This is a genomic window from Brevundimonas sp. (genome assembly GCF_046299595.1).
GTDB lineage: Bacteria > Pseudomonadota > Alphaproteobacteria > Caulobacterales > Caulobacteraceae > Brevundimonas.
Map to the genome: position 1 here is coordinate 1,495,985 of NZ_JBKBHQ010000001.1, position 22,452 is coordinate 1,518,436.

At 66.8% G+C, this 22,452-nt stretch carries 20 protein-coding genes; 19 read left to right on the forward strand and 1 reads right to left on the reverse strand.

Features of this window, described 5'->3' with window-relative positions:
* The first annotated feature begins 14 nt into the window (after nt 1-14).
* Nucleotides 15-1,433 (forward strand): transcription termination factor Rho, encoded by a 1,419-nt coding sequence (gene rho / locus ACK4E3_RS07460; RefSeq protein WP_409698573.1) that lies wholly within the window; start codon nt 15-17, stop codon nt 1,431-1,433.
* Between the two features lie 80 nt (nt 1,434-1,513).
* Here the strand turns inward: rho and ACK4E3_RS07465 are convergent, their stop codons facing one another.
* Nucleotides 1,514-2,215 (reverse strand): dienelactone hydrolase family protein, encoded by a 702-nt coding sequence (locus ACK4E3_RS07465; protein ID WP_409698576.1) that lies wholly within the window; start codon nt 2,213-2,215, stop codon nt 1,514-1,516.
* A gap of 44 nt (nt 2,216-2,259) precedes the next feature.
* On the opposite strand from ACK4E3_RS07465, the gene ACK4E3_RS07470 reads away from it, so the two are divergent.
* From ACK4E3_RS07470 to ACK4E3_RS07555, 18 genes are all read left to right on the forward strand, one after another.
* Nucleotides 2,260-2,511 carry a DUF6489 family protein gene (locus tag ACK4E3_RS07470; protein ID WP_409698579.1) on the forward strand — a complete coding sequence of 84 codons (252 nt, stop codon included), beginning with the start codon at nt 2,260-2,262 and terminating at the stop codon, nt 2,509-2,511.
* Nucleotides 2,508-3,815: a tRNA uridine-5-carboxymethylaminomethyl(34) synthesis GTPase MnmE gene (mnmE, locus tag ACK4E3_RS07475; protein ID WP_409698582.1), complete on the forward strand. Its 1,308-nt coding sequence runs from the start codon at nt 2,508-2,510 to the stop codon at nt 3,813-3,815. Before ACK4E3_RS07470 ends, mnmE begins: the two co-directional genes overlap by 4 nt.
* Before the next feature lie 152 nt (nt 3,816-3,967).
* Entirely contained in the window at nt 3,968-5,827 is a 1,860-nt protein-coding gene (mnmG, locus tag ACK4E3_RS07480) for a tRNA uridine-5-carboxymethylaminomethyl(34) synthesis enzyme MnmG (protein ID WP_409698585.1), read from the forward strand.
* A gap of 70 nt (nt 5,828-5,897) precedes the next feature.
* Nucleotides 5,898-6,488 (forward strand): 16S rRNA (guanine(527)-N(7))-methyltransferase RsmG, encoded by a 591-nt coding sequence (rsmG, locus tag ACK4E3_RS07485; RefSeq protein WP_409698588.1) that lies wholly within the window; start codon nt 5,898-5,900, stop codon nt 6,486-6,488.
* A gap of 7 nt (nt 6,489-6,495) precedes the next feature.
* Nucleotides 6,496-7,335 (forward strand): ParA family protein, encoded by an 840-nt coding sequence (locus ACK4E3_RS07490; RefSeq protein WP_409701163.1) that lies wholly within the window; start codon nt 6,496-6,498, stop codon nt 7,333-7,335.
* Nucleotides 7,336-7,384: 49 nt separating this feature from the next.
* Nucleotides 7,385-8,269: a ParB/RepB/Spo0J family partition protein gene (locus tag ACK4E3_RS07495; RefSeq protein WP_409698591.1), complete on the forward strand. Its 885-nt coding sequence runs from the start codon at nt 7,385-7,387 to the stop codon at nt 8,267-8,269.
* 17 nt (nt 8,270-8,286) lie between these two features.
* Entirely contained in the window at nt 8,287-9,372 is a 1,086-nt protein-coding gene (locus ACK4E3_RS07500; RefSeq protein ID WP_409698594.1) for an AI-2E family transporter, read from the forward strand.
* Nucleotides 9,373-9,724: 352 nt separating this feature from the next.
* Entirely contained in the window at nt 9,725-14,626 is a 4,902-nt protein-coding gene (locus tag ACK4E3_RS07505) for an NAD-glutamate dehydrogenase (protein WP_409698597.1), read from the forward strand.
* A 20-nt stretch (nt 14,627-14,646) separates the two neighbouring features.
* The gene (locus tag ACK4E3_RS07510) at nt 14,647-15,114 is read left to right on the forward strand and encodes a universal stress protein (RefSeq protein WP_409698600.1); all 468 of its coding nucleotides are present in this window, start codon (nt 14,647-14,649) and stop codon (nt 15,112-15,114) included.
* Between the two features lie 79 nt (nt 15,115-15,193).
* Nucleotides 15,194-15,763, forward strand: coding sequence for a NifU family protein (locus ACK4E3_RS07515; RefSeq protein ID WP_409701166.1), 570 nt, complete (start codon nt 15,194-15,196; stop codon nt 15,761-15,763).
* Nucleotides 15,764-15,766: 3 nt separating this feature from the next.
* Nucleotides 15,767-16,450 (forward strand): tRNA (adenosine(37)-N6)-threonylcarbamoyltransferase complex dimerization subunit type 1 TsaB, encoded by a 684-nt coding sequence (tsaB, locus tag ACK4E3_RS07520; protein ID WP_409698603.1) that lies wholly within the window; start codon nt 15,767-15,769, stop codon nt 16,448-16,450.
* Complete coding sequence (locus ACK4E3_RS07525; protein ID WP_409698607.1) at nt 16,443-16,877, forward strand: GNAT family N-acetyltransferase; 435 nt, start codon at nt 16,443-16,445, stop codon at nt 16,875-16,877. The genes tsaB and ACK4E3_RS07525 overlap by 8 nt, the downstream gene beginning before the upstream one ends.
* Nucleotides 16,878-16,904: 27 nt before the next feature.
* Nucleotides 16,905-17,348, forward strand: a complete 444-nt coding sequence (locus ACK4E3_RS07530; RefSeq protein WP_409698610.1) for a Fur family transcriptional regulator — start codon at nt 16,905-16,907, stop codon at nt 17,346-17,348.
* Nucleotides 17,349-17,389: 41 nt separating this feature from the next.
* Entirely contained in the window at nt 17,390-18,769 is a 1,380-nt protein-coding gene (gene miaB, locus ACK4E3_RS07535) for a tRNA (N6-isopentenyl adenosine(37)-C2)-methylthiotransferase MiaB (protein ID WP_409698613.1), read from the forward strand.
* A 1-nt stretch (nt 18,770) separates the two neighbouring features.
* On the forward strand, nt 18,771-19,766 hold the full coding sequence (locus ACK4E3_RS07540; protein ID WP_409698616.1) for a PhoH family protein: 996 nt from the start codon (nt 18,771-18,773) through the stop codon (nt 19,764-19,766).
* Complete coding sequence (gene ybeY, locus ACK4E3_RS07545) at nt 19,763-20,227, forward strand: rRNA maturation RNase YbeY (RefSeq protein WP_409698619.1); 465 nt, start codon at nt 19,763-19,765, stop codon at nt 20,225-20,227. Before ACK4E3_RS07540 ends, ybeY begins: the two co-directional genes overlap by 4 nt.
* Before the next feature lie 104 nt (nt 20,228-20,331).
* Nucleotides 20,332-21,876: an apolipoprotein N-acyltransferase gene (gene lnt / locus ACK4E3_RS07550; RefSeq protein WP_409701169.1), complete on the forward strand. Its 1,545-nt coding sequence runs from the start codon at nt 20,332-20,334 to the stop codon at nt 21,874-21,876.
* A 103-nt stretch (nt 21,877-21,979) separates the two neighbouring features.
* Nucleotides 21,980-22,390, forward strand: coding sequence for a helix-turn-helix domain-containing protein (locus ACK4E3_RS07555; protein WP_409698622.1), 411 nt, complete (start codon nt 21,980-21,982; stop codon nt 22,388-22,390).
* Nucleotides 22,391-22,452: the final 62 nt, after the last annotated feature.

Here is a 22,452-nt window from a genome sequence, read left to right on the forward strand (position 1 = left end):
GTGCGAGCTGATCCATGACCGACCTGCCCCCCGAAGACGAGCGCGACCTGGCCGATGATGCTGCCCGGGACGAGGCCGGTTTCGATGCGTCCGACACTCAAGGGACTGACGAGCCTGACATCGAGGCGCTGGACGGCGAGGACGACGATGGCGAGCCGGTGGTTCCCAACGGGCGCATTTCGCTTCAGGAGCTGAAGGACAAGTCGCCGACCGATCTGGTCGCCTTTGCCGAGTCCCTCGAGATCGAGAATGCGTCCAGCCTGCGCAAGCAGGATCTGATGTTTGCCATTCTCAAGACCCTGGCCGACGAGGACGTCGAGATTTCCGCTTCGGGCGTGCTGGAGGTGTTGCAGGACGGTTTCGGCTTCCTGCGCAGCCCCGATGCCAACTATCTGTCCGGCCCCGATGACATCTATGTCTCGCCCTCGCAGATCCGCCGCTTCGGGCTTCGCACGGGCGATACCGTCCATGGCACGGTGCGCGGCCCGCGCGAGGGGGAGCGCTATTTCGCCCTGCTGAAAGTCGACACGATCAATTTCGAAGACCCCGAGACGGTCAAGCACAAGGTCAATTTCGACAACCTGACGCCGCTCTATCCCGATCAGCGCCTGGTCATGGAAATCGATGATCCGACCTTGAAGGATCGCTCGGGCCGGGTCATCGACATCGTGGCCCCCCTGGGCAAGGGACAGCGCTGCCTGATCGTGGCCCCGCCGCGCGTCGGCAAGACGGTCATGCTCCAGAACATCGCCAAGTCCATCGAGCAGAACCACCCCGAGTGCTTCCTGATCGTGCTGCTGATCGACGAGCGCCCCGAAGAGGTCACGGACATGCAGCGCACCGTAAAGGGCGAGGTGGTGGCCTCGACCTTCGACGAGCCCTCGACCCGTCACGTCGCCGTGGCCGAGATGGTGATCGAAAAGGCCAAGCGCCTGGTCGAGCACAAGCGTGACGTGGTGATCCTGCTCGATTCCGTCACGCGTCTTGGCCGCGCCTACAACGCCACCGTGCCTTCGTCGGGCAAGGTGCTGACCGGTGGTGTGGATGCCAACGCCCTGCAACGGCCCAAGCGCTTCTTCGGTGCGGCGCGCAATGTGGAGGAGGGCGGATCGCTGACCATCATCGCCACGGCCCTGATCGACACGGGCTCGCGCATGGACGAGGTGATCTTCGAAGAGTTCAAGGGCACCGGTAACTCGGAGATCGTGCTGGACCGCAAGGTGGCCGACAAGCGCATCTTCCCGGCCATCGACGTGCTGAAGTCGGGCACGCGCAAGGAAGAGTTGATCACGCCTAAGGATCAGCTGACCAAGACCTATGTGCTGCGCCGTATCCTCAACCCCATGGGGCCGCAGGACGCCATCGAGTTCCTGCTCGACAAGCTGCGCCAGTCCAAGAACAACGGCGACTTCTTCCAGTCCATGAACACCTGATCGGTGCCAGCTGAGCCTTGGAAGGCACAGAGGCCCTGTTTCACGTGAAACAGGGCCTTTTCTTTGGCGGGATTTTCAGCCTAGGCCAGAGCCGATTTCAGGAAGTCCACAGTGCGCTGGTCGGCCTGCGCCGCATCGGCCGCATGGAAATGCTCTCCGCCGGGGCGTGCAAAGGCGTGATCGCGCTCTTCATAGACATGAAGGGTGACCAGAGGGTGATCCTTGAATGCGCCGATCACGACGGCTCTGGCGTCATCGGAAGAAAAGCTGTCCTGACCGGCAATGTGCAGCATCAGCGGCTTGGTCAGCTTGTCGGCCTCTCCGACCAGCGCCTCCAGCCCGACGCCGTAATAGCCGACCGCGCCGTCCGCATCGGTGCGCGTGGCGGTCAGAAACGCCAGCTTGCCCCCGAGGCAATAGCCGACCGCGCCCACCTTGCCGGTGCTGCTGCCATGGCTTCGGGCATGGCGGATGGTGGCGGCGATGTCATCGACACCCTTGTCCACATCGAACCGGTTCATGTAGCCCAGCGCCTTGTCCCACTCGGCCTTGGTCCTGTCGGTCAGCTCTATGCCGGGCTCGAGACGCCAGAACAGGTCCGGTGCGACGGCAAGAAAGCCATGGCCGGCCAGAGTCGCGCAGACCTCGCGCATCACATCGTTGATGCCGAAGATCTCCTGAATGGCGATCACCACCGGCCATGGGCCCTCGCCCTCGGGCCTGGCGATGTGGGCGTGAAAGCTGCCGTCGGGCGTCTCGATGGTCCAGCGGTCATTGGTCATGGCACGGCCTCCTGTTAGTAGGGAGGCATCAAAGGGAGCCTCTTGTGAAGATCAAGATCGAGATTGACTGTGAACCCGCCGAAGCCCGCGCTTTTCTGGGTCTGCCCGATGTCGAACCGCTCAATGCCCATCTGGTTGCCGAGATGCAGCGGCGGATGAGCGAGAATCTCAATCTGCTCAATCCCGACGACCTCGTGCGCCAGTGGACCAGCTTTGGCATGCAGGCCCAGGAGCAGATGCGCAAGCTGATGGAAAGCGCGGCCAGTGCTTCCCTCGATCCGAAGGCGCGCCCTTGAACGACACCATCTTTGCCCTGGCCACCCCGCCGGGCCGGTCCGCCCTGGCGCTCATGCGGATCAGCGGGCCGCGCTGTGCGGAGGTTCTGAATGCGCTTGGGGCCGGGTCTCTCGAGGTTCGCAAGGCAGGACTTCGGACCTTGCGCACACAAGGTGGCGAGGTGATCGATCAGGCGCTCTGCGTGCGCTTTGAAGGCCCCGCCAGTTTCACGGGCGAGGACGTGGCCGAGCTGTCCATCCACGGGGGCAGCGCAGTGGTCGAGGCCCTGACGCAGGCCCTGTCCGCCCTGGGCCTGCGTCCCGCAGAGCCCGGCGAGTTCACGCGGCGCGCCTTTGAGAACGGCAGGCTCGATCTGGCCCAGGCCGAGGGCATAGCCGATCTGATCGATGCCGAATCCGAGGCCCAGAGACTTCAGGCGCTGGAACAGCTCGGCGGGCGCCTCAGCGAGCGTCACGGGCTGTGGCGTCAGTCGCTCCTGCGCATTCTCGCCCTGTTCGAGGCCGAGATCGATTTTCCCGACGAAGATGTGCCCGATCACGTCAGCCGCCAGACCCGCGCCGAGATCGAGGCGTTACGTGCCAGCCTTGCCGCCGCCCTTGATGACGGCCGTGCGGGCGAGCGCATCCGCGATGGCTACCGCATCGCCCTGATCGGCGCACCCAATGCTGGCAAGAGCACCCTGTTCAACGCGCTTGTAGGGCGCGATGCCGCCATCGTGACGCCACTGGCTGGCACCACGCGCGACATCATAGAAGCCAGCGTCGATCTTGCGGGTTACAAGGTAACTTTCGCCGATACGGCCGGGCTGCGCGAGACCGCCGATGTCATCGAGGCCGAGGGCGTTTCGCGCGCGCGCCGCTGGGCGCAGGATGCAGCCTTGCGACTGTGGGTCCGTGATCCGCGTGAGGTCGAAGACGAGGAGGCGCGGGCTCTGTTTCGCGAGGGCGATATCATCGTGCTGACCCGCGCCGATCTGTTGGACACACCTATACGCAGCGGCAAAGGTCTCTGGGTAAGCGGAGCCACGGGCGAGGGTATAGATGCCCTGCGCGAGCATCTTGAGGAGCGCGTCAGGGCTGATCTTTCGGCCAGCGAGTTTCCTGCCATCACCCGGGCCCGTCACCGCGTCAGTCTGGGCGAGGCCCATGCTCATTTGGGTGATGCGCTGGCGCAGATGGACCATCCCGAGCTGGCCGGCGAAAGCGTCCGGCTGGCGGGCCGCGCTCTGGCACGGGTCACGGGCAGCCTCGGCGTCGAGGATGTGCTGGGTGAGGTGTTCTCCACCTTCTGCATCGGAAAATAGCGGCTGTTTCACGTGAAACAGGGCGTGCGCGTTCTCCGTTCATCAGCGGGCCGGGACGGCCCCAATCTCGACCTGGAGCCCACGCAATGCTATAGGCTCAACCGCCCCCGGAGACGGGGGCGTCTTTGTCTGGAAGGTTCGGGACCGGTCGCGTGTCACAGAGCTGGGATGTCATTGTCGTGGGCGGAGGGCACGCGGGCTGCGAGGCAGCGGCGGCGTCTGCGCGCGCGGGTGCCCGGACGCTGCTGCTGACCCACCGCCTCGACACCATCGGCGAGATGTCCTGCAATCCGGCCATCGGGGGGCTGGGCAAGGGGCATCTGGTACGCGAGATCGATGCGCTGGACGGCCTCATGGGGCGTCTTGCGGACGCGGCCGGAATCCAGTTCCGCCTGCTCAATCGCTCCAAAGGCCCTGCTGTGCGCGGGCCGCGCGCCCAGATCGACCGGCGTCTTTATCGCGAGGCCATGCAGGCGGCTTTGACAGACGTGGAGAATCTCGAGCTTGCGGCAGGTGCGGTCGATGATCTGATCATTGAGGACGCTTGCGTGGCGGGCGTTCGCACCGAGAGCGGCGAGGTGTATCGCGCGCGCGCTGTGGTGCTGACCACGGGAACCTTCCTCAAGGGCGTGATCCATCAGGGCGAGGTGCGCACCCCGGCTGGCCGGCACGGCGAGCAGCCCGCCCTGGGTCTCTCGGACCGGCTTTACGCACTGGGCCTTCGCATGGGCCGCCTCAAGACCGGCACGCCCACGCGCCTCGATGGTCGCACCATCAACTGGGACGCGCTGGAGAAGCAGCCGGGCGACGCTGCGCCCTCTCCTTTCTCCTTCCTGACCGAGGCGATCACTACGCCCCAGGTGGACTGCGCCATCACCTGGACCAATGAGCGCACTCACGCGATCATCGAGCAGAATCTGGGTCAGTCCGCGGTCTATGGCGGGCATCTCTCCGGGCGAGGCCCGCGCTATTGCCCCTCCATCGAGGACAAGGTGGTGCGCTTTGCCGACAAGGCGTCCCATCAGGTGTTTCTCGAGCCCGAGGGGCTGGACGACGACACGGTCTATCCCAACGGGATCTCGACCTCTCTGGCACCCGATAGCCAGCTGGCCTTCCTGCGCACCATGGCCGGGCTGGAGCGGGTCGAGGTGCGCCGCTACGGCTATGCCATCGAGTACGACTACGTCGACCCGCGCGAGCTTTTGCCCAGTCTGGCGCTCAAGGCCCTGCCGGGGCTTTATCTGGCCGGCCAGATCAATGGCACCACCGGCTATGAGGAAGCGGCGGCTCAGGGCCTCATGGCAGGCGTCAATGCCGCGCGCGCGGTGGCAGGCCTCGATCCCCTGATCCTGCGTCGCGATCAGGCCTATATCGGCGTCATGATCGACGATCTGGTCACCCATGGTGTGACCGAGCCCTACCGCATGTTCACCAGCCGTGCGGAGTACCGCCTGAGTCTGCGCGCCGACAATGCCGATCAACGCTTGACGCAGCTCGGAATTAACCATGGCCTGGTGGGCCGTGCGCGCGCCTACGCCTGGGCCGACAAGCACGAGCGTCTCGGACACGCGCGCCGCATCATGACCGAGGTGCGTCTCACGCCCAACGAGGCCCGCCGCATCGGCATCAGCGTCAACGCCGATGGTCAGCGCCGCAGCCTGTCCCAGCTTCTGGCCTATCCGGGGGTGAGTCTCGACGACCTGGCCGCCGCTGCGCCCGAAATCCTCTCCTTTGCCACGGATGTGCGCGAGCAGGTCGAGATCGACGCGACCTATGCGGGCTATCTTGGCCGACAGCAGGCGGATGCCGAGGCCCTGCGCCGCGACGAGGCCCTGCGCCTGCCTGCCGATCTCGACTACGGCGCCATCGGCGGGCTTTCCAACGAGGTGCGCGAGAAGCTCTCTCTGGTGCGCCCGCTGACGCTGGGTCAGGCCTCGCGTATCGAGGGCGTTACGCCCGGTGCCCTGACGGCGCTCCTGTCACACGTGAAACGTCTGCCTCATGTCGCCTGAGGTGCCGGGCACGCAGCCGGAACAGCCAGGCGAGGCCCTTCCCCGTTTGAGCGCAGGCGCGTTTCAGTCCATGTCCGGGGCCAGCGATGCCCAGATGGCCGATCTGGAGGCCTATCGTCAGGCCCTGCTCGAGGGCAATGCGGTGATGAACCTGGTCGGGCCGGAGTCCATGAACGACTACTGGCGTCGGCACGTCCTGGACAGCTGGCAGCTGCTGGCCATGCTGGACGGCGCGCGCCGCATCGCAGATCTCGGCACGGGCGCAGGCCTGCCGGGCGTTGTGCTGGCGATCTTCATGAAGGGAGAGCCCGGCTCCGAGATCCTTCTGGTGGACAGCCTTGCCAAGCGCTGCCGCTTTCTGGAGGGTGTGGTGCAGAACCTCGCCCTGCCTGCCCGCGTGGTGTGCGCCAGGGCCGAGGCGGCGAGCGAGAAGGTCGATGTGATCACCGCGCGCGCCTGTGCCCCGCTGTCGCGCCTGCTGACTTATGCACACCCGTGGATGCAAAAGGGTGCAAAAGCGGTTTTTCTCAAGGGTGCGCGCCTCGATGAGGAATTGCGCGATGCCCGCAAAGGCTGGCATCTGGATGATGAGGTCCGGCCCTCGCTCAGCGACGGCCGCGGTCAGATCGTGTTGCTTCGGAGTGCGCGCCGTGTCCGATAAGTCCCATATACGAGACAATCACGCGGGCGGGCCTGCGCGGGTTCTGGCCGTCGCCAACCAGAAGGGCGGGGTGGGCAAGACCACAACGGCCATCAATCTCGGCACCGCCCTGGCTGCTGTGGGCGAGAAGGTGCTGATTGTCGATCTCGACCCCCAGGGCAACGCCTCCACCGGGCTGGGCGTGCCGCGCGAGGCGCGCCGCGTGACCATCTATGACGTGGTGGTCGATCAGCGCCCCGTGAGCGAGGCGGTCGTGCCCACGGCGGTGCCGGGGCTGCACATCCTGCCTGCCGACCCGGATATGTCCGGCGTCGAGATCGAACTGTCCAGCGCCGAGCGCCGGTCCTACCGTCTGCGCGATGCTCTGGCCCGCAATGCCGAGGATGCGGGCGCGTCGTCAGGTGTGACCGGGTATGACTATGTGCTGATCGACTGCCCGCCCTCGCTCAATCTGTTGACCGTCAACGCCATGGCCGCCGCCGATGCAGTGCTGGTGCCCCTGCAGTGCGAGTTCTTTGCGCTGGAGGGCCTGACGCAGTTGATGCGCACCGTCGAGCTGGTGCGCTCCAGCCTCAATCCGCGCCTCGAGATCCAGGGCGTGGTCCTGACCATGTACGATCGGCGCAACTCGCTCTCGGCCCAGGTGGCGGCGGATGTGCGCGCGCACTTCGGCGACAAGGTCTATGAGGCGGTGATCCCCCGCAATGTGCGTGTCTCCGAGGCCCCGAGCCACGGCAAGCCTGCGCTGATCTATGATCTGAAGTGCGCGGGCAGTCAGGCCTATCTGAAGCTGGCGCGCGAGGTGGTGGCCGCCGAGCGCAGGCGCCGCGCGGCCCTGGCGGCCTGATGCGGGTGAACAGTCGGCACGATACGATAACGGGAAAAGGCTGAGCGTGATGTCGGACAGGCAGAGAGGTTTGGGGCGCGGGCTGTCGGCCTTGCTCAGCGAGGCCGCCGAGACCGAGGTGCCGGTCGATCAGATCACCGGCAAAAGTCAGGGTCGGGGCGAGAGCCGGGGCGTGCGCGAGCTGCCCCTCGATCAGCTGGAGCCCAACCCCGACCAACCCCGGCGTCATTTTGCCGAGGACGAAATCGCCTCTCTGGCCCAGAGCATTGCCGAGCACGGCGTGCTCCAGCCCATTCTGGTTCGCGCCCATGGCGAGCGCTGGCAGATCATTGCCGGTGAGCGGCGCTGGCGCGCGGCGCGGCGCGCGGGCCTCGTCAGTGTCCCGGTGGTCGAGCGTTCGCTCGAAGACCTTGCCGTGCTCGAGGTTGCCATCATCGAGAACGTGCAGCGCGAGGATCTCAATCCGGTCGAGGAAGCGCGCGCCTACCAGATGCTGATCGAGCGCTTCTCGCGCACCCAGGAGCAGTTGGCCAAAGCGGTGGGCAAGAGCCGCAGCCACATCGCCAATCTGGTGCGGCTTCTCTCCCTGCCCGAGCCCGTGCTGGCTCTGGTCGAGAGCGGCCAGCTCAGCGCCGGGCACGCGCGCACCCTCGTCACCAGTGACAGGGCGGAGGCGCTGGCCGAGCGTATCGTGCGCGAGGGCCTGAGCGTGCGCGATGCCGAGAAGCTGGCGCGCGAGGGCGGCGAGCAGCCTCGCCCCAAGGCCGTCCGGCCCGCCAAGGCCCCCGACACCATCGCGCTGGAGACCGATCTTTCCAATGCGCTCGGGCTCAAGGTCGAAGTGCGTGACCGAGACGGGCGCGGCGAGGTGGTGATCGGCTATGGCACACTGGACCAGCTTGACGAAATCTGCCGCCGACTGACGCGCGGTTGAGGCGCGAGAGGGCAAACATGGCCGAACACCTGCCCCTGTCCGAGCCCGGCACCCATCCGAGGGTCGTGCGAACCTGTCTGGTCATACTGGCCGTGGTGGCGGCAGGTGCGGCACTCTACTGGCTGCGCGACATTCTCACGCCGCTCGCCCTGGCGATCTTTCTGCTGATCATGATCGATGGCCTGGCGAGGGGCATCTCCGGGCGCACACGCCTGTCCGAAAGGGCCTCGGGCGCCCTGGCCATCCTTCTGGTGCTGCTCGGCTTTGCCGGCTCGGTCTGGATCATCGTCGAAGGGGCGGTGGGCTTCATCGCCGACGCCGCCGACGCGGTCAGCCGACTCGATGTGATCATCGCCGATGTGGCGCGCATGATCGGCCTTCAGGTCGCGCCCACCTTGCAGGAGCTGATCGGCGATCTTGATGTGCGCAGCCATGCCACGCGCCTGGCGTTGCAGGTGCAGGATGTGGCCACGGGCGCCTTTCTGGTGCTGGTTTACCTCGGCTTTCTGCTGGCATCGCAACTGGGCTTTCGCAAGAAGCTGGTCTCCATGTTTCCCGATCGCGCGCGTCGCCACGAGGCTGCGGAAATCTTCGACCGGGTGCGCGCGGGCGTACAGGGCTATCTGTGGGTGCAGGCCGTCACCGGTCTGATGATCTGTGCCGTGGCTTATGGCCTGATGCTGATCGTCGGGCTCGACAATGCGCTGTTCCTGACCTTCGTGCTGTTCGTGGTCGGTTTCATCCCCCTGATCGGCGGGGTAGTGGCAGGCCTTGCGCCGCCCCTGTTTGCCCTGGTCCAGTTTGATACCTACTGGCAGGCGCTGGTGCTGCTGATCGGTCTTCAGGCCGTGATCCAGCCGGTCGGCAACTATGTCCAGCCGCGCATGCAGGGCGACAACCAGAACCTCGATCCGGTGACCGTGCTGCTGGCGCTGGCGTTCTGGGGCAAGCTGTGGGGCGTGATCGGCATGTTCCTTTCAACGCCGCTGGCGGTCATGGCCATGGCGATCCTGGCCGAGTTCCGCGGCTCGCGCTGGATTGCCGTTCTCATGTCGGGCGATGGTGAGCCCTATGCCAAACCGCGCACGCCGCCCGAGCCCTGAGGCGCGCGAAGGGCAAGGCGCGCTTAAGCATTGCGGCAGAAGCGATCCGTTGTCGCCGCAATCGCGCCATGAAATCGCGGCGCAACGCCGCACGGCCTGCCCCAGCCGTGCGATTGGCTTGCGGGGCCGCGGGGAGTGACTAGATAGGCAACAGCTTCGGCCATCCCCCCCTCCCAAACTGGCCGGAGATTGCGGGTCCGCCACCCCTCCCTCCCCCCAGCGGACCCCGACGAGCCGCCGGACCCCCGCCAGTCGGGTGCCCGGCGGTTTTCGTATGAGGCCCCTCCCGCTCCCGAACAAAGCGCGCTAGACGAGGACAGGCCGGATCATCCTGTGATCCGGGCAGCCGCCCATGAACCGGCCGTGCGCCAAGGCTTCCTGGGCCAATGATCGGGACGGATACCAGGGCATGAAGCACGACCAGCAGGGCGTGAAACTCTCCGAAATCGAAAAGACCTTTTCTGCCGCCGTGCACGGGGCCAGGGGGCGCAGGCTGGACGACATCCAGCGCGATTTCCTCGCCCAGGCCGTCGAGGACTATGAGGACGACGAGACGCCCGAGCTGAGCCCGGTCGATTTCGCCCAGGCGCTGGGAGCCTTCTGGATCTACGGCAAGGAGGCCAAGGCGCCGCGCAAGCCCCGTATCCGGGTGCGCGAACTGAAGTCGGGCGAGGGGGCCTCGCTCGATTACGACGCCATCGAGATCGTCCAGAAGGATGCGCCTTTCCTCGTCGACAGCGTGATGGGCGAGCTGGCCGATGCGGGCGTCTATGTGCGCGCCATGTTCCACCCCGTCGTTACCCAAGAGGACGGTGCGCGCGTCTCCATGATCATGGTGGTGGTCGATTCCCTGCCCGAGGACCGGCGCAGCTCCATCTCCGATGCCCTGGCCTCGGCCCTCGAAGACGTGCACGCGGCCGTGGCCGATTTCCCCGCCATGACGCGGGCCATGGATGCCACCATCGCCGAACTTCAGTCGCGCGCGCCCGGCGTGGAGCCCGAAGTGCTGCACGAGAACCTCGCGTTCCTGCAGTGGCTGAATGCCGATCAGTTCGTCTTTCTGGGCATGCGGCGCTACGAATATCCGCGCAAGAAGGGCGGGGGTTACGAGGCCAATGCGCCGCTGGTGCTGGCGGGCGAGGGTCTAGGTGTCCTGCGCGATCCCGAGCGCGCCGTGCTGCGCCGTACCAACGAGCCGGCGGTCATGACCACCCAGATGAAGCGCCAGATCGGCCACTCCGAGCCGGTGACCGTGGCCAAGGCCAATCTGCGCTCGCGCGTGCACCGGCGCGCCTATATGGATTATGTGGGGGTCAAGTCCTACGGCGAGGACGGAAGTCCCATCGGAGAGACACGCTTTGTGGGGCTGTTCACGGCTGAGGCCTATGATCGTCCGGCCGCCGATGTCCCTCTGGTGAGACGAAAGGTGGCCCAGGCTCTGGCCCGAGCCGGGAAGTCGCCCGGCAGCCACAGCTACAAGCGCCTGAAGAATATTCTCGAGAACTATCCGCGCGACGAGCTTTTCCAGATGGACGAGGAACAGCTCCTGTCCACGGCGCTGGGCATACTGCACCTGTTCGACCGCCCCCGGGTGAAGATGTTCGCGCGCAAGGATCCCTTCGACCGCTTCATCTCCGCCCTCGTCTTCATCCCGCGTGAAAAGTTCGATGCCGGGGTGCGCGAGCGCATCGGGCGCCATCTGGCCAGGGCCTACGGGGGGCGGCTGTCCGCCTGGTATCCCCAGCTGGGCGATGCGCCGCTGGTGCGCATCCACTACATTATCGGCGTCAATCCCGGCGATCATCTCGACCCCGATCCGGTAGAGCTTGAACAGCAGGTCGTGGACATCAGCCGCACCTGGGTCGAGCGCTTCGAGACCGCCGCGCGCCGGGCGGGCGTGGCCGAGGCGGGCATCAGCGCCCTGTCGAGCAAGTGGGCCGAGACGTTTCCCGCCGGATACCGCGACCGCTACAGCGCCGCCGAGGCCGTCAGGGATCTGAACGAGGTCGATCCGCTCGCCAGCGACGGTGCCGACGGGGCCGTGGCCGTGCGCGCCTTCCGCAATGACGACGACAGCGCCCTGCGCTTTCGCTTCAAGCTCTATCGCCGCGGCGGGGCCGCACCGCTCTCGGATGTGCTGCCCATCCTTGCAGACATGGGCCTGACCACGCTCGAGGAGTTCGGCCACACCCTGAAGCCACCCGGCGACACGCCCGTGCACATCCAGGAGTTCCTGCTGGAGGACCCGCGTGGCGAATCGCTCAGCTTCGATGACGTGCGCCACGCCTTTCAGGATGCGTTCAAGGCCGTATGGCGCGGCCATACCGAGAGCGACGGCTTCAACCGGCTTGTGCTGGAGCTGGGCGTGGGTTGGCGCGATGCGGCCCTGGTGCGCACCCTGGCGCGCTATCGTCAGCAGACCGGGCTCGATCCCAGCCAGGGCGTCCAGCAGGAAGCCCTGCAGGAGCACGCCGACGTTGCCCGCGACCTGCTCGCCCTGTTCTATGCCAAGTTCGACCCCGATCACGGAGAGGACACGGCACGGCGCGAGGGCGAGGTGGCGCGCCTTTGCGAGAGCATAGAGAAAGGGCTGCAGGAGGTCTCCAGCCTCGATCACGACCGGGTGCTGCGCCGCCTCTATCAGCTCGTCCTGGCGATCAAGCGCACCAATTATTTCCAGAAGGACGCCGAGGGGCGCCGGCACCCGCACATCTCGATCAAGATCGCCTCGCGCGAGATCGAGGACCTGCCCCTGCCCAAGCCCTATCGCGAGATTTTTGTGTGGGCACCCCACGTCGAGGGCGTTCACCTGCGCTTCGGCCCCGTGGCGCGCGGGGGCCTGCGCTGGTCTGACCGTCGCGAGGACTTCCGCACCGAGGTGCTCGGGCTCGTCAAGGCCCAGCAGGTCAAGAATGCGGTGATCGTGCCCGTGGGCTCCAAGGGCGGTTTCTATGCCAAGGCCCTGCCGCGCGGCGGTGCGCCCGAGGCCATACGCGAGGAGGGTATCCGCGCCTATCGTACCTTCCTGTCGGGCCTTCTCGACATCACCGACAATCTCGATGCCTCGGGCGAGGTGGTCCGCCCGCAAGGCGTGATCGCCTGGGAGGATGACGATCCCTATCTGGTCGTGGCGGCCGACAAGGGCACGGCGACCTTCTCGGACATCGCCAATGCGGTGTCCGAGGCCTACGGCTTCTGGCTGGGCGATGCCTTCGCGTCCGGCGGATCGGCGGGCTACGATCACAAGGTCATGGGCATCACCGCCCGCGGCGCGTGGGAGGCGGTCAAGCGCCACTTCCGCGAGATGGGCAAGGACATCCAGAGCGAGGACTTCACCGTTGTCGGCGTGGGCGACATGTCGGGCGACGTGTTCGGCAACGGCATGCTGCTCTCGAAGCACATCCGACTGGTAGCGGCCTTCGATCACCGCGACATCTTCGTCGATCCCGACCCGGACGCGGCGCGAAGCTGGAAGGAGCGCAAGCGGATGTTCGACCTGCCGCGCTCCAGCTGGCAGGACTATGACAAGTCCCTGATCTCCAAGGGGGGCGGGGTATTCTCGCGCAGCCAGAAGGCCATCACCATCTCGCCCGAGATGCGCGAGGCGCTGGGCATCGAGGACGAGAAGCTCGACCCGCCAGCCCTGATCCGCGCCATTTTGCGCGCGCCGGCCGAACTTCTCTATCTGGGCGGCATCGGCACCTATGTGAAGGAGGCGCGCGAGAGTAACCTTCAGGTCGGCGACAAGGCCAATGATGCGGTGCGCGTCGATGCCGAGGAGCTGCGCTGCAAGGTGGTGGGCGAGGGCGCCAATCTGGGTCTGACCCAGGCCGGCCGCATTGCCTTTGCGCGCCACGGCGGGCGCATCAACACCGACGCCATCGACAATTCTGCGGGCGTGGATTCGTCGGACCACGAGGTCAATATCAAGATCCTGACCGGCAGTGCCGAGAGCGACGGAAAGCTGGATCGCAAGGCGCGCAACAAGCTGCTGGCCTCCATGACCGACGAGGTCGCCGAGAAGGTGCTGGCGCACAACTACGACCAGACCCTCGCCATCAGCTTGCAGGAAGCGCGGGCGGCTGCGGACCTGGACGCCCATGCCCGCTTCATGGATGCGCTGGAGCGGCAGGGCAAGCTGGATCGCGGGGTCGAGGGCCTGCCCGGCCTGGCGCGGGTTCAGGAGATGGCGGCGGCGGGCCTCGGGCTCAGCCGACCCGAGCTTTCGGTCATCACGGCCTATGCCAAGATCGAGCTGTTCGACGACATCGTGGCTTCGCGCGCGCCCGAGGACGAGGCCTTCTGGTCAACCCTGAAGAGCTATTTCCCCGCGCCCCTGTCCCGCTTCGAGGACCAGATGCGCGAGCATCGCCTGCGCCGCGAGATCATTGCCACGGTGCTGGCCAACACCATCATCAACCGCACAGGCGCCACCTTCCCCGAGCGCCTGCGGGTCAGTGCCGAGTGTGACACCACCGCCATGGTTCTGGCCTTCGAGGCGGCCAGGCGCGTGTTCCGGCTCAACGAGGCCTGGGACGACATTTCGGCTCAAGACGGCAAGATCCCGGCCGAGGCCCAGACAGCGCTGTACAACGAGGTCTCGACCGTGCTGCGCCGCCAGACGCTGTGGCTGGCGCGGCGGGCCTCGCGGCACGACAATCCCAGCGTCGGCGCGCTTGTCGACAGCTATCGCCCGGCTGCCGACGCCCTGACGGACAAGGGGGCCTCGCTGCTGTCCCACATCGAGCGCGACAGCTTCGAGCAGCGCCAGGCCCGTTTCATCGAGCTGGGTGCGCCGGAGGCCCTGGCGGCCCGGATCGCCCTGTTGCGCTCCCTGACCTCGACGCCCGACATCGGCGATCTGGCGGAAGAGACAGGCATGGCCGTGCCTTCCGTGGCGCGCCTCTATCATCATGTGGGTGCCGAGCTGGAGTTCGACCGGCTCAAGGCGGCGGCCGCGTCCGTGGCCTCGCAGGACCACTATGAGCGGCTGGCCGTGCGGCGCATGGTCGAGGACATGATGCAGGAACAGGTGCTGCTGACCCGCGCAATTGCCAGCGAGGCCGGTGACAGCGTCACCAATGACAAGACGGCCCACAAGGCGGTCTGCGCCTGGATCGAGCCGCGCCTGCGCTCGGTCGAGCGGGTTCGCCGCGCCATCGACGACATCGACCGCTCCGGTCAGGGCTGGAGCTTCGCCAAGCTGACCGTGGCCAATGTGGCGCTGCGCGAGCTGGCTCTGGCCGGCGAATAGAGTCCGCGGAGGGATCGCTCATGGGCCGCAAGTTCCTTGTCATCGTCGATGACAGTCCCGAGTTCGAGGCCGCGCTGCGCTATGCGGCCCGCCGGGCGCGCTCCACGGGCGGCCATGTCGCGCTTCTCCGGGTGATCCCGAAATCGGCCTTCGAGCACTGGGCGGGGGTGCGCGAGGAGATCGAGCGCGAGCTGCGCGACGAGGCCCAGCGCCTTCTGCAACGCTATGCGGACATGGCAAAGGAGCGCTCGGGCAGCGTGCCGGTGCTTCTGGTCGAGGAGGGCGAGACGCGCGCCGCCATCCGAAAGGCGCTGGAGGCCGAACCGGAGATCAAGATTCTGGTGCTCGCCGCCGCCGTGGGCGGGCGTGGTCCGGGGCCGCTGGTCTCTTCCATTGCGCGCGAGGGCTTTGGCGGGGCGGCCAGACGCCTGCCCGTCACGGTGGTGCCCGGTGATCTCACCGACGACGAAATCGAAGACCTCGCCTGATCGTGAAGGCGCGACGCGGCGGGCCGCGCCCACCCGGCCGGGGCTTGTCATGGCGGCATCAAGGGCGCATCTGGAGCCCATGTTCATCCAGACCGAACCCACGCCCAATCCCGATGTGCTCAAATTCCTGCCCGGACGCACCGTGCTGGCCGAGGGCGGACGCGAGTTCCTGTCCATGGAGGAAGCAGAGCGCGCCTCACCCCTGGCCGAGGCGCTGTTCTCGCTGGAGGGCGTGCGCGGGGTCTATCTGGGCAGCGATTTCGTCTCGGTGACGCGCGAGCCTTCCGGCCCGAGCTGGCCCCAGCTGAAGCCCGCCCTGCTGGCCGCGATCATGGATCACTTCACCGGCGGTCTTGCGACCGTTCACGACGCGCAAGAAACGCCCGCCGAGCCCGTCTACGAGGGTCAGGTCGCCGAGATCGTCAGCGAGATCAAGACCCTGCTCGATACGCGCATTCGCCCTGCCGTGGCCCAGGACGGCGGCGACATCCTGTTCGAGCATTTCGATGCCGAGAGCGGCACCTTGTGGCTGCGAATGCGCGGGGCCTGTGCGGGCTGTCCGTCGTCGGGCGCGACCCTGAAGGCCGGTGTCGAGAACATGATGCGCCACTATGTGCCAGAGGTGCAGCGCGTCGAGCAGAGCCTCTAGGCCTTGCGAACCCTGATCGTCGACACGGCGCTTGGCGCCTGCACCGTGGTCGTCAGCGAGGCCGGGCGCGTGCTCGCGGGGCTTTCGGAGCCGATGGCGCGCGGTCATCAGGAGGCGCTGGCCCCCATGGCCGCGCGCGTGCTCTCGAACCAGACGGTCGACCAGATCGCCGCATCGTGCGGACCCGGCTCGTTTACGGGCCTGCGCGTGGGGCTGGCTTTTGCCGAAGGTCTGGCGTTGGCCCTGGGGGTGCCGTGTCGGGGTTTCAGCACCCTTCATGCTCTGGCCCTGGAGGCGGGAAAGGCGGCAGCAGAGGGGTCTGGCGACTGGGTGGTTGCTGCCATCGATGCGCGGCGCGGTCAGGTCTATGCCCAGGCTCTGAACGGGGGCAGGGCGATCCATGCGCCTGTTGTCTGCCCGCCCGAGGAGGTGGCCCGGAACCTGATCCCCGATCACGCCCTGCGTCTTTTCATCGTGGGCACCGGAGCGTCTCTGATCGAGGCGTCGCTTTCGTCACGACAGCGAGACATCCTGTGCCGGGTGCGTGATGTCCCCGCGCCGGGACAAGAAGCGCTCGCCCGGCTGGTCAATGATCCGCAGGCCTTGTCAGACGCAGCGCCGCTTTATCTGCGCGGTGCAGATGCCAAGCCGCCAACAAGCCCCGGCCTTGGCTTGTCCCATGGATAAGACACAGCTTGATCCCGTGACCATGGCCCGGCTGCATGCCACCGGCTTTGAGCGTGGCTGGAGTGCAGAAGATTTCGCTCGCTATCTGGCTGACGCCGACATGGTGTGCGTGGGCTCCGCCACCGGCTTTGCCCTGGCGCGCCTTACCGGTGACGAGGCCGAGCTGCTGAGCCTGGTTGTTGATCCGCTCTGGCGCGGTCAGGGACAGGGCCGTACGCTCATGCAGCAGCTGGTCAGTGCCCTGGCGCGCGCGGGCGCGGCCCGGCTTCATCTGGAGGTCGCCCACGACAATCAGCCGGCCATCGCTCTTTATGGCGTGATGGGCTTTTCGCCCACCGGGCTGAGGCGCGGCTACTACCCGAGGACGGGCGCCCCGGCGGCCGATGCACTGATAATGGCTCTCAAGATTTCGGACGCCCTTCCCTAGCCATTTGGCTGCGCCTATTCTGGGTCCATGGACAGGATCGAACGCCTTTGTGTCGAGCGCGGCATGCGCATGACCGAACAGCGCCGCGTGATCGCGCGCGTGCTCTCCGATGCCGAGGATCACCCGGATGTCGAGGAGCTTTACCGCCGGGCTTCCGCCATCGATCCGCATATCTCCATCGCCACCGTCTATCGCACGGTGCGCCTGTTCGAAGAGGCGGGGGTGGTCGAGCGTCACGACTTCGGTGACGGTCGCTCGCGCTATGAGGAACTGGGCGACGAGCACCACGACCATCTGATCGACACGCGCTCGGGCGAGGTGGTCGAGTTCTACGATGCCGAGATCGAGGCCATGAAGGAGGCCATTGCCCGGCGCCTCGGCTATCGCCTGATCGGGCACAAGCTCGAGCTTTATGCCGTGCCTCTGGATGAAAAGGCCGAGAGCGCCGGCACGCAGGTGGCCAAGGCCTAGCGTGCCTTGCGAAAGCCGGCTTCTGACCGCATAAGCGCGCCATGAGCACCGCGTTGAAGCCAGCCCCGGCCCGCGCCGGGCGGCGGCTTTTCATCAAGACCTACGGCTGTCAGATGAACGTCTATGACAGCGAGCGCATGGCCGACATCCTGCGCCCGCTGGGCTATGGCATGGCCGAGACCCCCGAAGACGCCGACTTCGTCGTGCTCAACACCTGCCACATCCGCGAGAAGGCGGCCGAGAAGGTCTATTCGGAGCTGGGCAGGCTCAAGGCCCTGCGCGAGGAGCGCCTCGCCATGGGGCACCCGCGCATGACCATCGTTGTGGCCGGCTGCGTGGCCCAGGCCGAGGGCGAGGAGATCATGCGCCGCCAGCCTGCGGTGGACATCGTGGTCGGGCCTCAGGCCTATCATCAGCTGCCCGAGCTGATCGTGCGCCAGAGCCGCCGCACCGGCGAGCGGCTCAGTGCCGATTTCGCTCCCGACGCCAAGTTCGATGCCCTGCCCAGCGTCCGTGCCGTCGACGGTGTCGCGGCCTTCGTCACGGTCCAGGAGGGCTGTGACAAGTTCTGCAGCTTCTGCGTGGTGCCCTATACGCGCGGTGCCGAGTGGTCGCGGCCCGTGGCCGACATCGAGGCCGAGGTGCGTGCTCTGGCCGGGCGGGGCGTGCGCGAGGTCACCCTGCTGGGCCAGAACGTCAATGCCTATAACGGCGTCGGCCATGACGGCGCGCCGTCCAGCCTCGCGCGGCTGATCGAGGGGCTGTCGCAGATCGAGGGGGTGGCGCGCATCCGCTACACCACCTCCCATCCCAACGACATGAGCGAAGACCTGATCGAGGCCCATGGCTCCAATCCGGTCCTGATGCCCTATCTGCACCTGCCCGTTCAGTCGGGTTCGGATCGGGTGCTGCGCGCCATGAACCGCAAGCATGGTGCGCGCAGCTACATCGATCTGATCGCCCGCATCCGCCGCGCGCGTCCCGATATCGCCATCTCGGGCGACTTCATCGTCGGTTTCCCCGGCGAGACCGAGGATGAGTTCGAGCAGACCCTCGCCCTGGTGCGTGAGGTGCGTTACGCATCGGCCTTCTCGTTCATCTATTCGCCGCGCCCCGGCACGCCAGCGGCCACCATGGGGCGCCAGATCGAGCCGGAAGTGGCGCGCGAGCGTCTGCACCGGCTTCAGGCCCTGCTTGCCGAGCAGCAGAAGGCCTTCAATGCCGATCAGATCGGGCGCACCCTGCCGGTACTGCTGGAAAAGCCCGGCCGACACGAGGGCCAGCTTGTGGGGCGCTCTCCCTATCTTCAGGGCGTGGTGTGCGAAGGCGATGCGGGCCTGATCGGCCGGATCGTCGATGTCAGGATCGAGGGCTCCAGCCTGAACAGCCTGCGCGGCCAGCGGCTGGAGCACGGGGGCTAGAGTGGCCAGAGCCAGTGAATACATCGCCCTTTCCGAAGCCGCGCTTGCCGCTGTCACCGGTCCGTCCGACCGGCACACGGCCCTGATCGAAGACGCCATGAAGGTGCTGATCGAAACGCCCGGCGGCGGGGTCAGCATCACCGGCTCGCCCAAGGATCGCATCGGCGCGCGCCGCGTGATCGAGGCCCTCAGCGAGCGGGCCGAACAAGGTGTCAGCATCACCGAGGCGGACGTGCGCGCCCTGCTAGGCCCGGCACTCGGGCATGTGCGCGCCCGCGCCCGCGATGGAGCGCCCTCCACGCGCCCGTCTTCGGTCCTGCCCGTGGGCCGCCGCGGTCCCATCGCCCCCAAGACCGCCGCCCAGGCGCGCTATCTCGAGGCCCTGAAAGGGTGCGAGCTCACCTTCGGCGTAGGACCGGCGGGGACGGGCAAGACCTTCATCGCTGCGGCTTATGGTGCCAGCCTGCTGCGCGCGGGCGAGGTCGACCGTCTGGTGGTCACGCGTCCGGCGGTCGAGGCCGGTGAGCGTCTCGGATTTCTGCCCGGCGATCTGAACGAGAAGGTGGATCCCTATCTGGCGCCCATCTGGCAGGCGCTGGACGAGATTCTCGGCGCGGCCGAGCTGACGCGGCGGCGCGACCGGGGCGAGGTTGAGGTCGTGCCGCTGGCCTTCATGCGCGGGCGCACGCTCAGCCATGCCTTCGTCATCGTCGACGAGGCCCAGAACACCACGCGCCTTCAGATGAAGATGGTGCTGACGCGCCTTGGCGAGGGCGCGCGCATGGCGGTGACGGGCGATCCCAGCCAGGTCGATCTGGTCAATGGTCGCGACAGCGGCCTCGAGCACGCCGTGCGTCTGCTGGAGGGGGTCGAGGGCGTCGGCGTCTCGCGTTTCGAGGCGGGCGACGTGGTGCGCCATGCGCTGGTCGAGCGCATCGTGCGCGCCTATGACCGCGATGCGGAGGCCAGTCGCGGCGCGCGCGGCGAGCGGCCATGACGCCTCAGTCCGCGGCAGGCGTCGAGGTCGTCATCGAGGATGAGGGCTGGTCCCGGCGCCTTGCCGATGCGCCCGCTAGGATCGAGACTTGGGTGCGCGCCGCGCTGGGCGGGGTCAGCGGGGAGGTTGCGGTGCTCCTGACCTCCGACGAGGCCATGCGCGTACTCAATCGCGATCTGCGCGGGCGCGACCGGCCCACCAATGTGCTCTCGTTTCCCGCCCATGAAAGCGCGGCGCCTCACCTGGGTGACATCGCACTGGGCCTGGGGACGTGCGAGCGCGAGGCCTTGGAACAGGGCAAGAGCCTGGAGGCCCATCTCGCCCATCTGGTCGTGCACGGCACCTTGCACCTGCTTGGCCACGATCACGAGACTGATGACGAGGCCGAGGCCATGGAGGCGCTGGAGCGCACGATCCTTGCAGGGATGGGGGTCTCTGACCCCTATGCTGTATCGCCATGACCCCTGAGCCCGCCCCCGAATCTGCCAACCCTGATACCGCCAGCCCCCGCGCCTCCGATCCCGCGCCGGTGGCCGCGCGCGCGCGGAGGGGGCGTGCCAGCGCCATGGTGATGATCGTGCTGGCGCTTGGGGCGGGCGCTGCCGCAGCACTTGCCCACCAGCCGTTCGGCCTGCTGCCGGGGCTTCTGGGCTATGCGGTGATGATGGCCCTGGCCGAGCGGATGCCAAGCGTGCGCGGCGCGGCTCTCGTGGGCTGGCTGGCGGGTTTCGCCTATTTCCTGATCAGTGCCTGGTGGGTGGCCGAGGCCTTTCTGGTCAATCCCGATGCCCATGCCTGGATGGCGCCGTTCGCGGCTTCCCTTCTGCCTGCGGTGCTGGCGCTGTTCTGGGCCGGGGCGCTCGGGCTCTATCACCGCTTCGGGCGCATTGGCCTTTTTCGCCCGCTGACCTTTGCCGCCTGGTTCGTGATCTTCGAGTGGCTGCGGGGCACGGTGCTGACCGGCTTTCCCTGGAATCCGCTGGGGGCGAGCTGGCCTGCGGGCAGCGCGGTCTCACAGTTCGCGGCCCATGTCGGTGTCTATGGGCTGAGCTTCGTGACGCTGCTGGCGATTTGCACCCTTGTGCCCCTGTTCGACCGGCGCAGCAGTGCAGTCGGGATCAAGCGGCGGCTGGGCGTGGCCGTGGCGGGAGCCGTGCTCATGGTCAGCGTGTGGCTCCTGGGCACCCTTCGTCTCGATGCCGCCAGTGTGGCGCTCGCCGACACCACCGTGCGCATCGTCCAGGCGGACGTGCAGCAGGAAGCCAAATGGGATGAGGAGAACTATCGCGCCATCGTCCAGCGCTATGTGAACCTCAATGCCCGGCCCGGAGCGATCACGCCGGACATCATCGTCTGGCCGGAAGGGGCGTTGCCGCGCGTCGCCAATGACGTGTTCGCCGACGGCTCGGGCGAGGCCATCGCGCGCTCGCTGGCCGAGGGCCAGATCCTGCTGGCAGGGCTCAGTCGTGCAGACATCAAGCCGGGCGCAGGCGGCGAGCCGCAGATCACCTATTACAACAGCCTCTATGCCCTGCAGGGTCTGGGTTCGGATCGCGGCATGCAGATCGCAGGCGTCTATGACAAGCATCGCCTCGTGCCCTTTGGCGAGTTTCTGCCGCTGGGCACACTGATGACCCGCACGGGCCTGCGCAGTCTCACCCACATGCCTGCGGACTTCACGCCGGGCCCGAGGCCGCAGCCTCTCACCCTGCCGGGCGGGGTCAGCATCCAGCCGCTCATCTGCTATGAGGGGCTCTATCCCGCCCTGCCGACGGGCGGGCGGCCCGATTTCATCGTCAATGTGTCGAATGACGCCTGGTTCGGCCGCAGCACGGGTCCGAGGCAGCACCTGAATCTCGCCGCCTATCGCGCCATCGAGCAGGGACTGGCCATGGTGCGCGCAACGCCCACGGGTGTCTCGGCCATCATCGATCCCTATGGTCGCATTCCGGCAGGTCAGCGCATGAATCCGGGCGAAAGCGGGGTCATCGATGCGCGCGTTCCCCAAGCCCTTGAACCCACTTTGTTTTCCAGGACAGGCTCCTGGCCCTTGCTGGTTCTGCTTCTCGTGATGCTGCCCATTTTTCGTCGGAAACGCACATTTCGTTGATTTCGGATGACACGGGGCGTCTATGGGCGCATCTGAACGAGGCGGTTCACGAGACCGTGTTCAGAGCAGTGGCAACGAAAAACAGATCCAGGGAGACCTAACCATGGACGAAGCTGCGGACCGGTCCATCCATCCCGTCGACGCCCACGTGGGCTCGCGCGTAAGAGCCCAGCGCAAGATTCTGCGCGTCAGTCAGCAGAAACTCGCCGACGAGCTGGGGCTCACCTTCCAGCAGGTGCAGAAGTACGAGCGCGGCACCAACCGCATCTCCGCCTCCAAGCTGTGGGAGATCGCGCGCGCGCTCGACGTCGAGGTCGGATTCTTCTTTTCGGGCCTGACGGGCCGGCAGCAGAGCCATGGCTTTGCCGAGGAGGGCGCTGCAACGTTCAGCCACGACTTTCTCATGACCAGCGAGGGCGTCGAGCTGTCCGAGCTGTTCCCGCGCCTCAAGCCCTCGCAGCGGCGCAAGATCCTCGAGCTGATCCGAACCATGGCCGACGACGCCGAGGGCTGAGGGCTCCCGGCTTCGTCATTTCCGCATCTTCGCCCGGCCGTGGTCATGTTCGGCCATGATCG

Coding starts and splice junctions, on each gene's coding strand:
- ACK4E3_RS07495 (WP_409698591.1), top strand. CDS start 7,385: ATGTCGGACAGGCAGAGAGGTTTGGGGCGCGGGCTGTCGGCCTTGCTC.
- miaB (WP_409698613.1), top strand. CDS start 17,390: ATGAGCACCGCGTTGAAGCCAGCCCCGGCCCGCGCCGGGCGGCGGCTT.
- rho (WP_409698573.1), top strand. CDS start 15: ATGACCGACCTGCCCCCCGAAGACGAGCGCGACCTGGCCGATGATGCT.
- rsmG (WP_409698588.1), top strand. CDS start 5,898: ATGTCCGGGGCCAGCGATGCCCAGATGGCCGATCTGGAGGCCTATCGT.
- ACK4E3_RS07510 (WP_409698600.1), top strand. CDS start 14,647: ATGGGCCGCAAGTTCCTTGTCATCGTCGATGACAGTCCCGAGTTCGAG.
- lnt (WP_409701169.1), top strand. CDS start 20,332: ATGGTGATGATCGTGCTGGCGCTTGGGGCGGGCGCTGCCGCAGCACTT.
- ACK4E3_RS07555 (WP_409698622.1), top strand. CDS start 21,980: ATGGACGAAGCTGCGGACCGGTCCATCCATCCCGTCGACGCCCACGTG.
- ACK4E3_RS07505 (WP_409698597.1), top strand. CDS start 9,725: ATGAACCGGCCGTGCGCCAAGGCTTCCTGGGCCAATGATCGGGACGGA.
- ACK4E3_RS07515 (WP_409701166.1), top strand. CDS start 15,194: ATGTTCATCCAGACCGAACCCACGCCCAATCCCGATGTGCTCAAATTC.
- ybeY (WP_409698619.1), top strand. CDS start 19,763: ATGACGCCTCAGTCCGCGGCAGGCGTCGAGGTCGTCATCGAGGATGAG.
- ACK4E3_RS07500 (WP_409698594.1), top strand. CDS start 8,287: ATGGCCGAACACCTGCCCCTGTCCGAGCCCGGCACCCATCCGAGGGTC.
- ACK4E3_RS07525 (WP_409698607.1), top strand. CDS start 16,443: ATGGATAAGACACAGCTTGATCCCGTGACCATGGCCCGGCTGCATGCC.
- ACK4E3_RS07465 (WP_409698576.1), bottom strand. CDS start 2,215: ATGACCAATGACCGCTGGACCATCGAGACGCCCGACGGCAGCTTTCAC.
- ACK4E3_RS07530 (WP_409698610.1), top strand. CDS start 16,905: ATGGACAGGATCGAACGCCTTTGTGTCGAGCGCGGCATGCGCATGACC.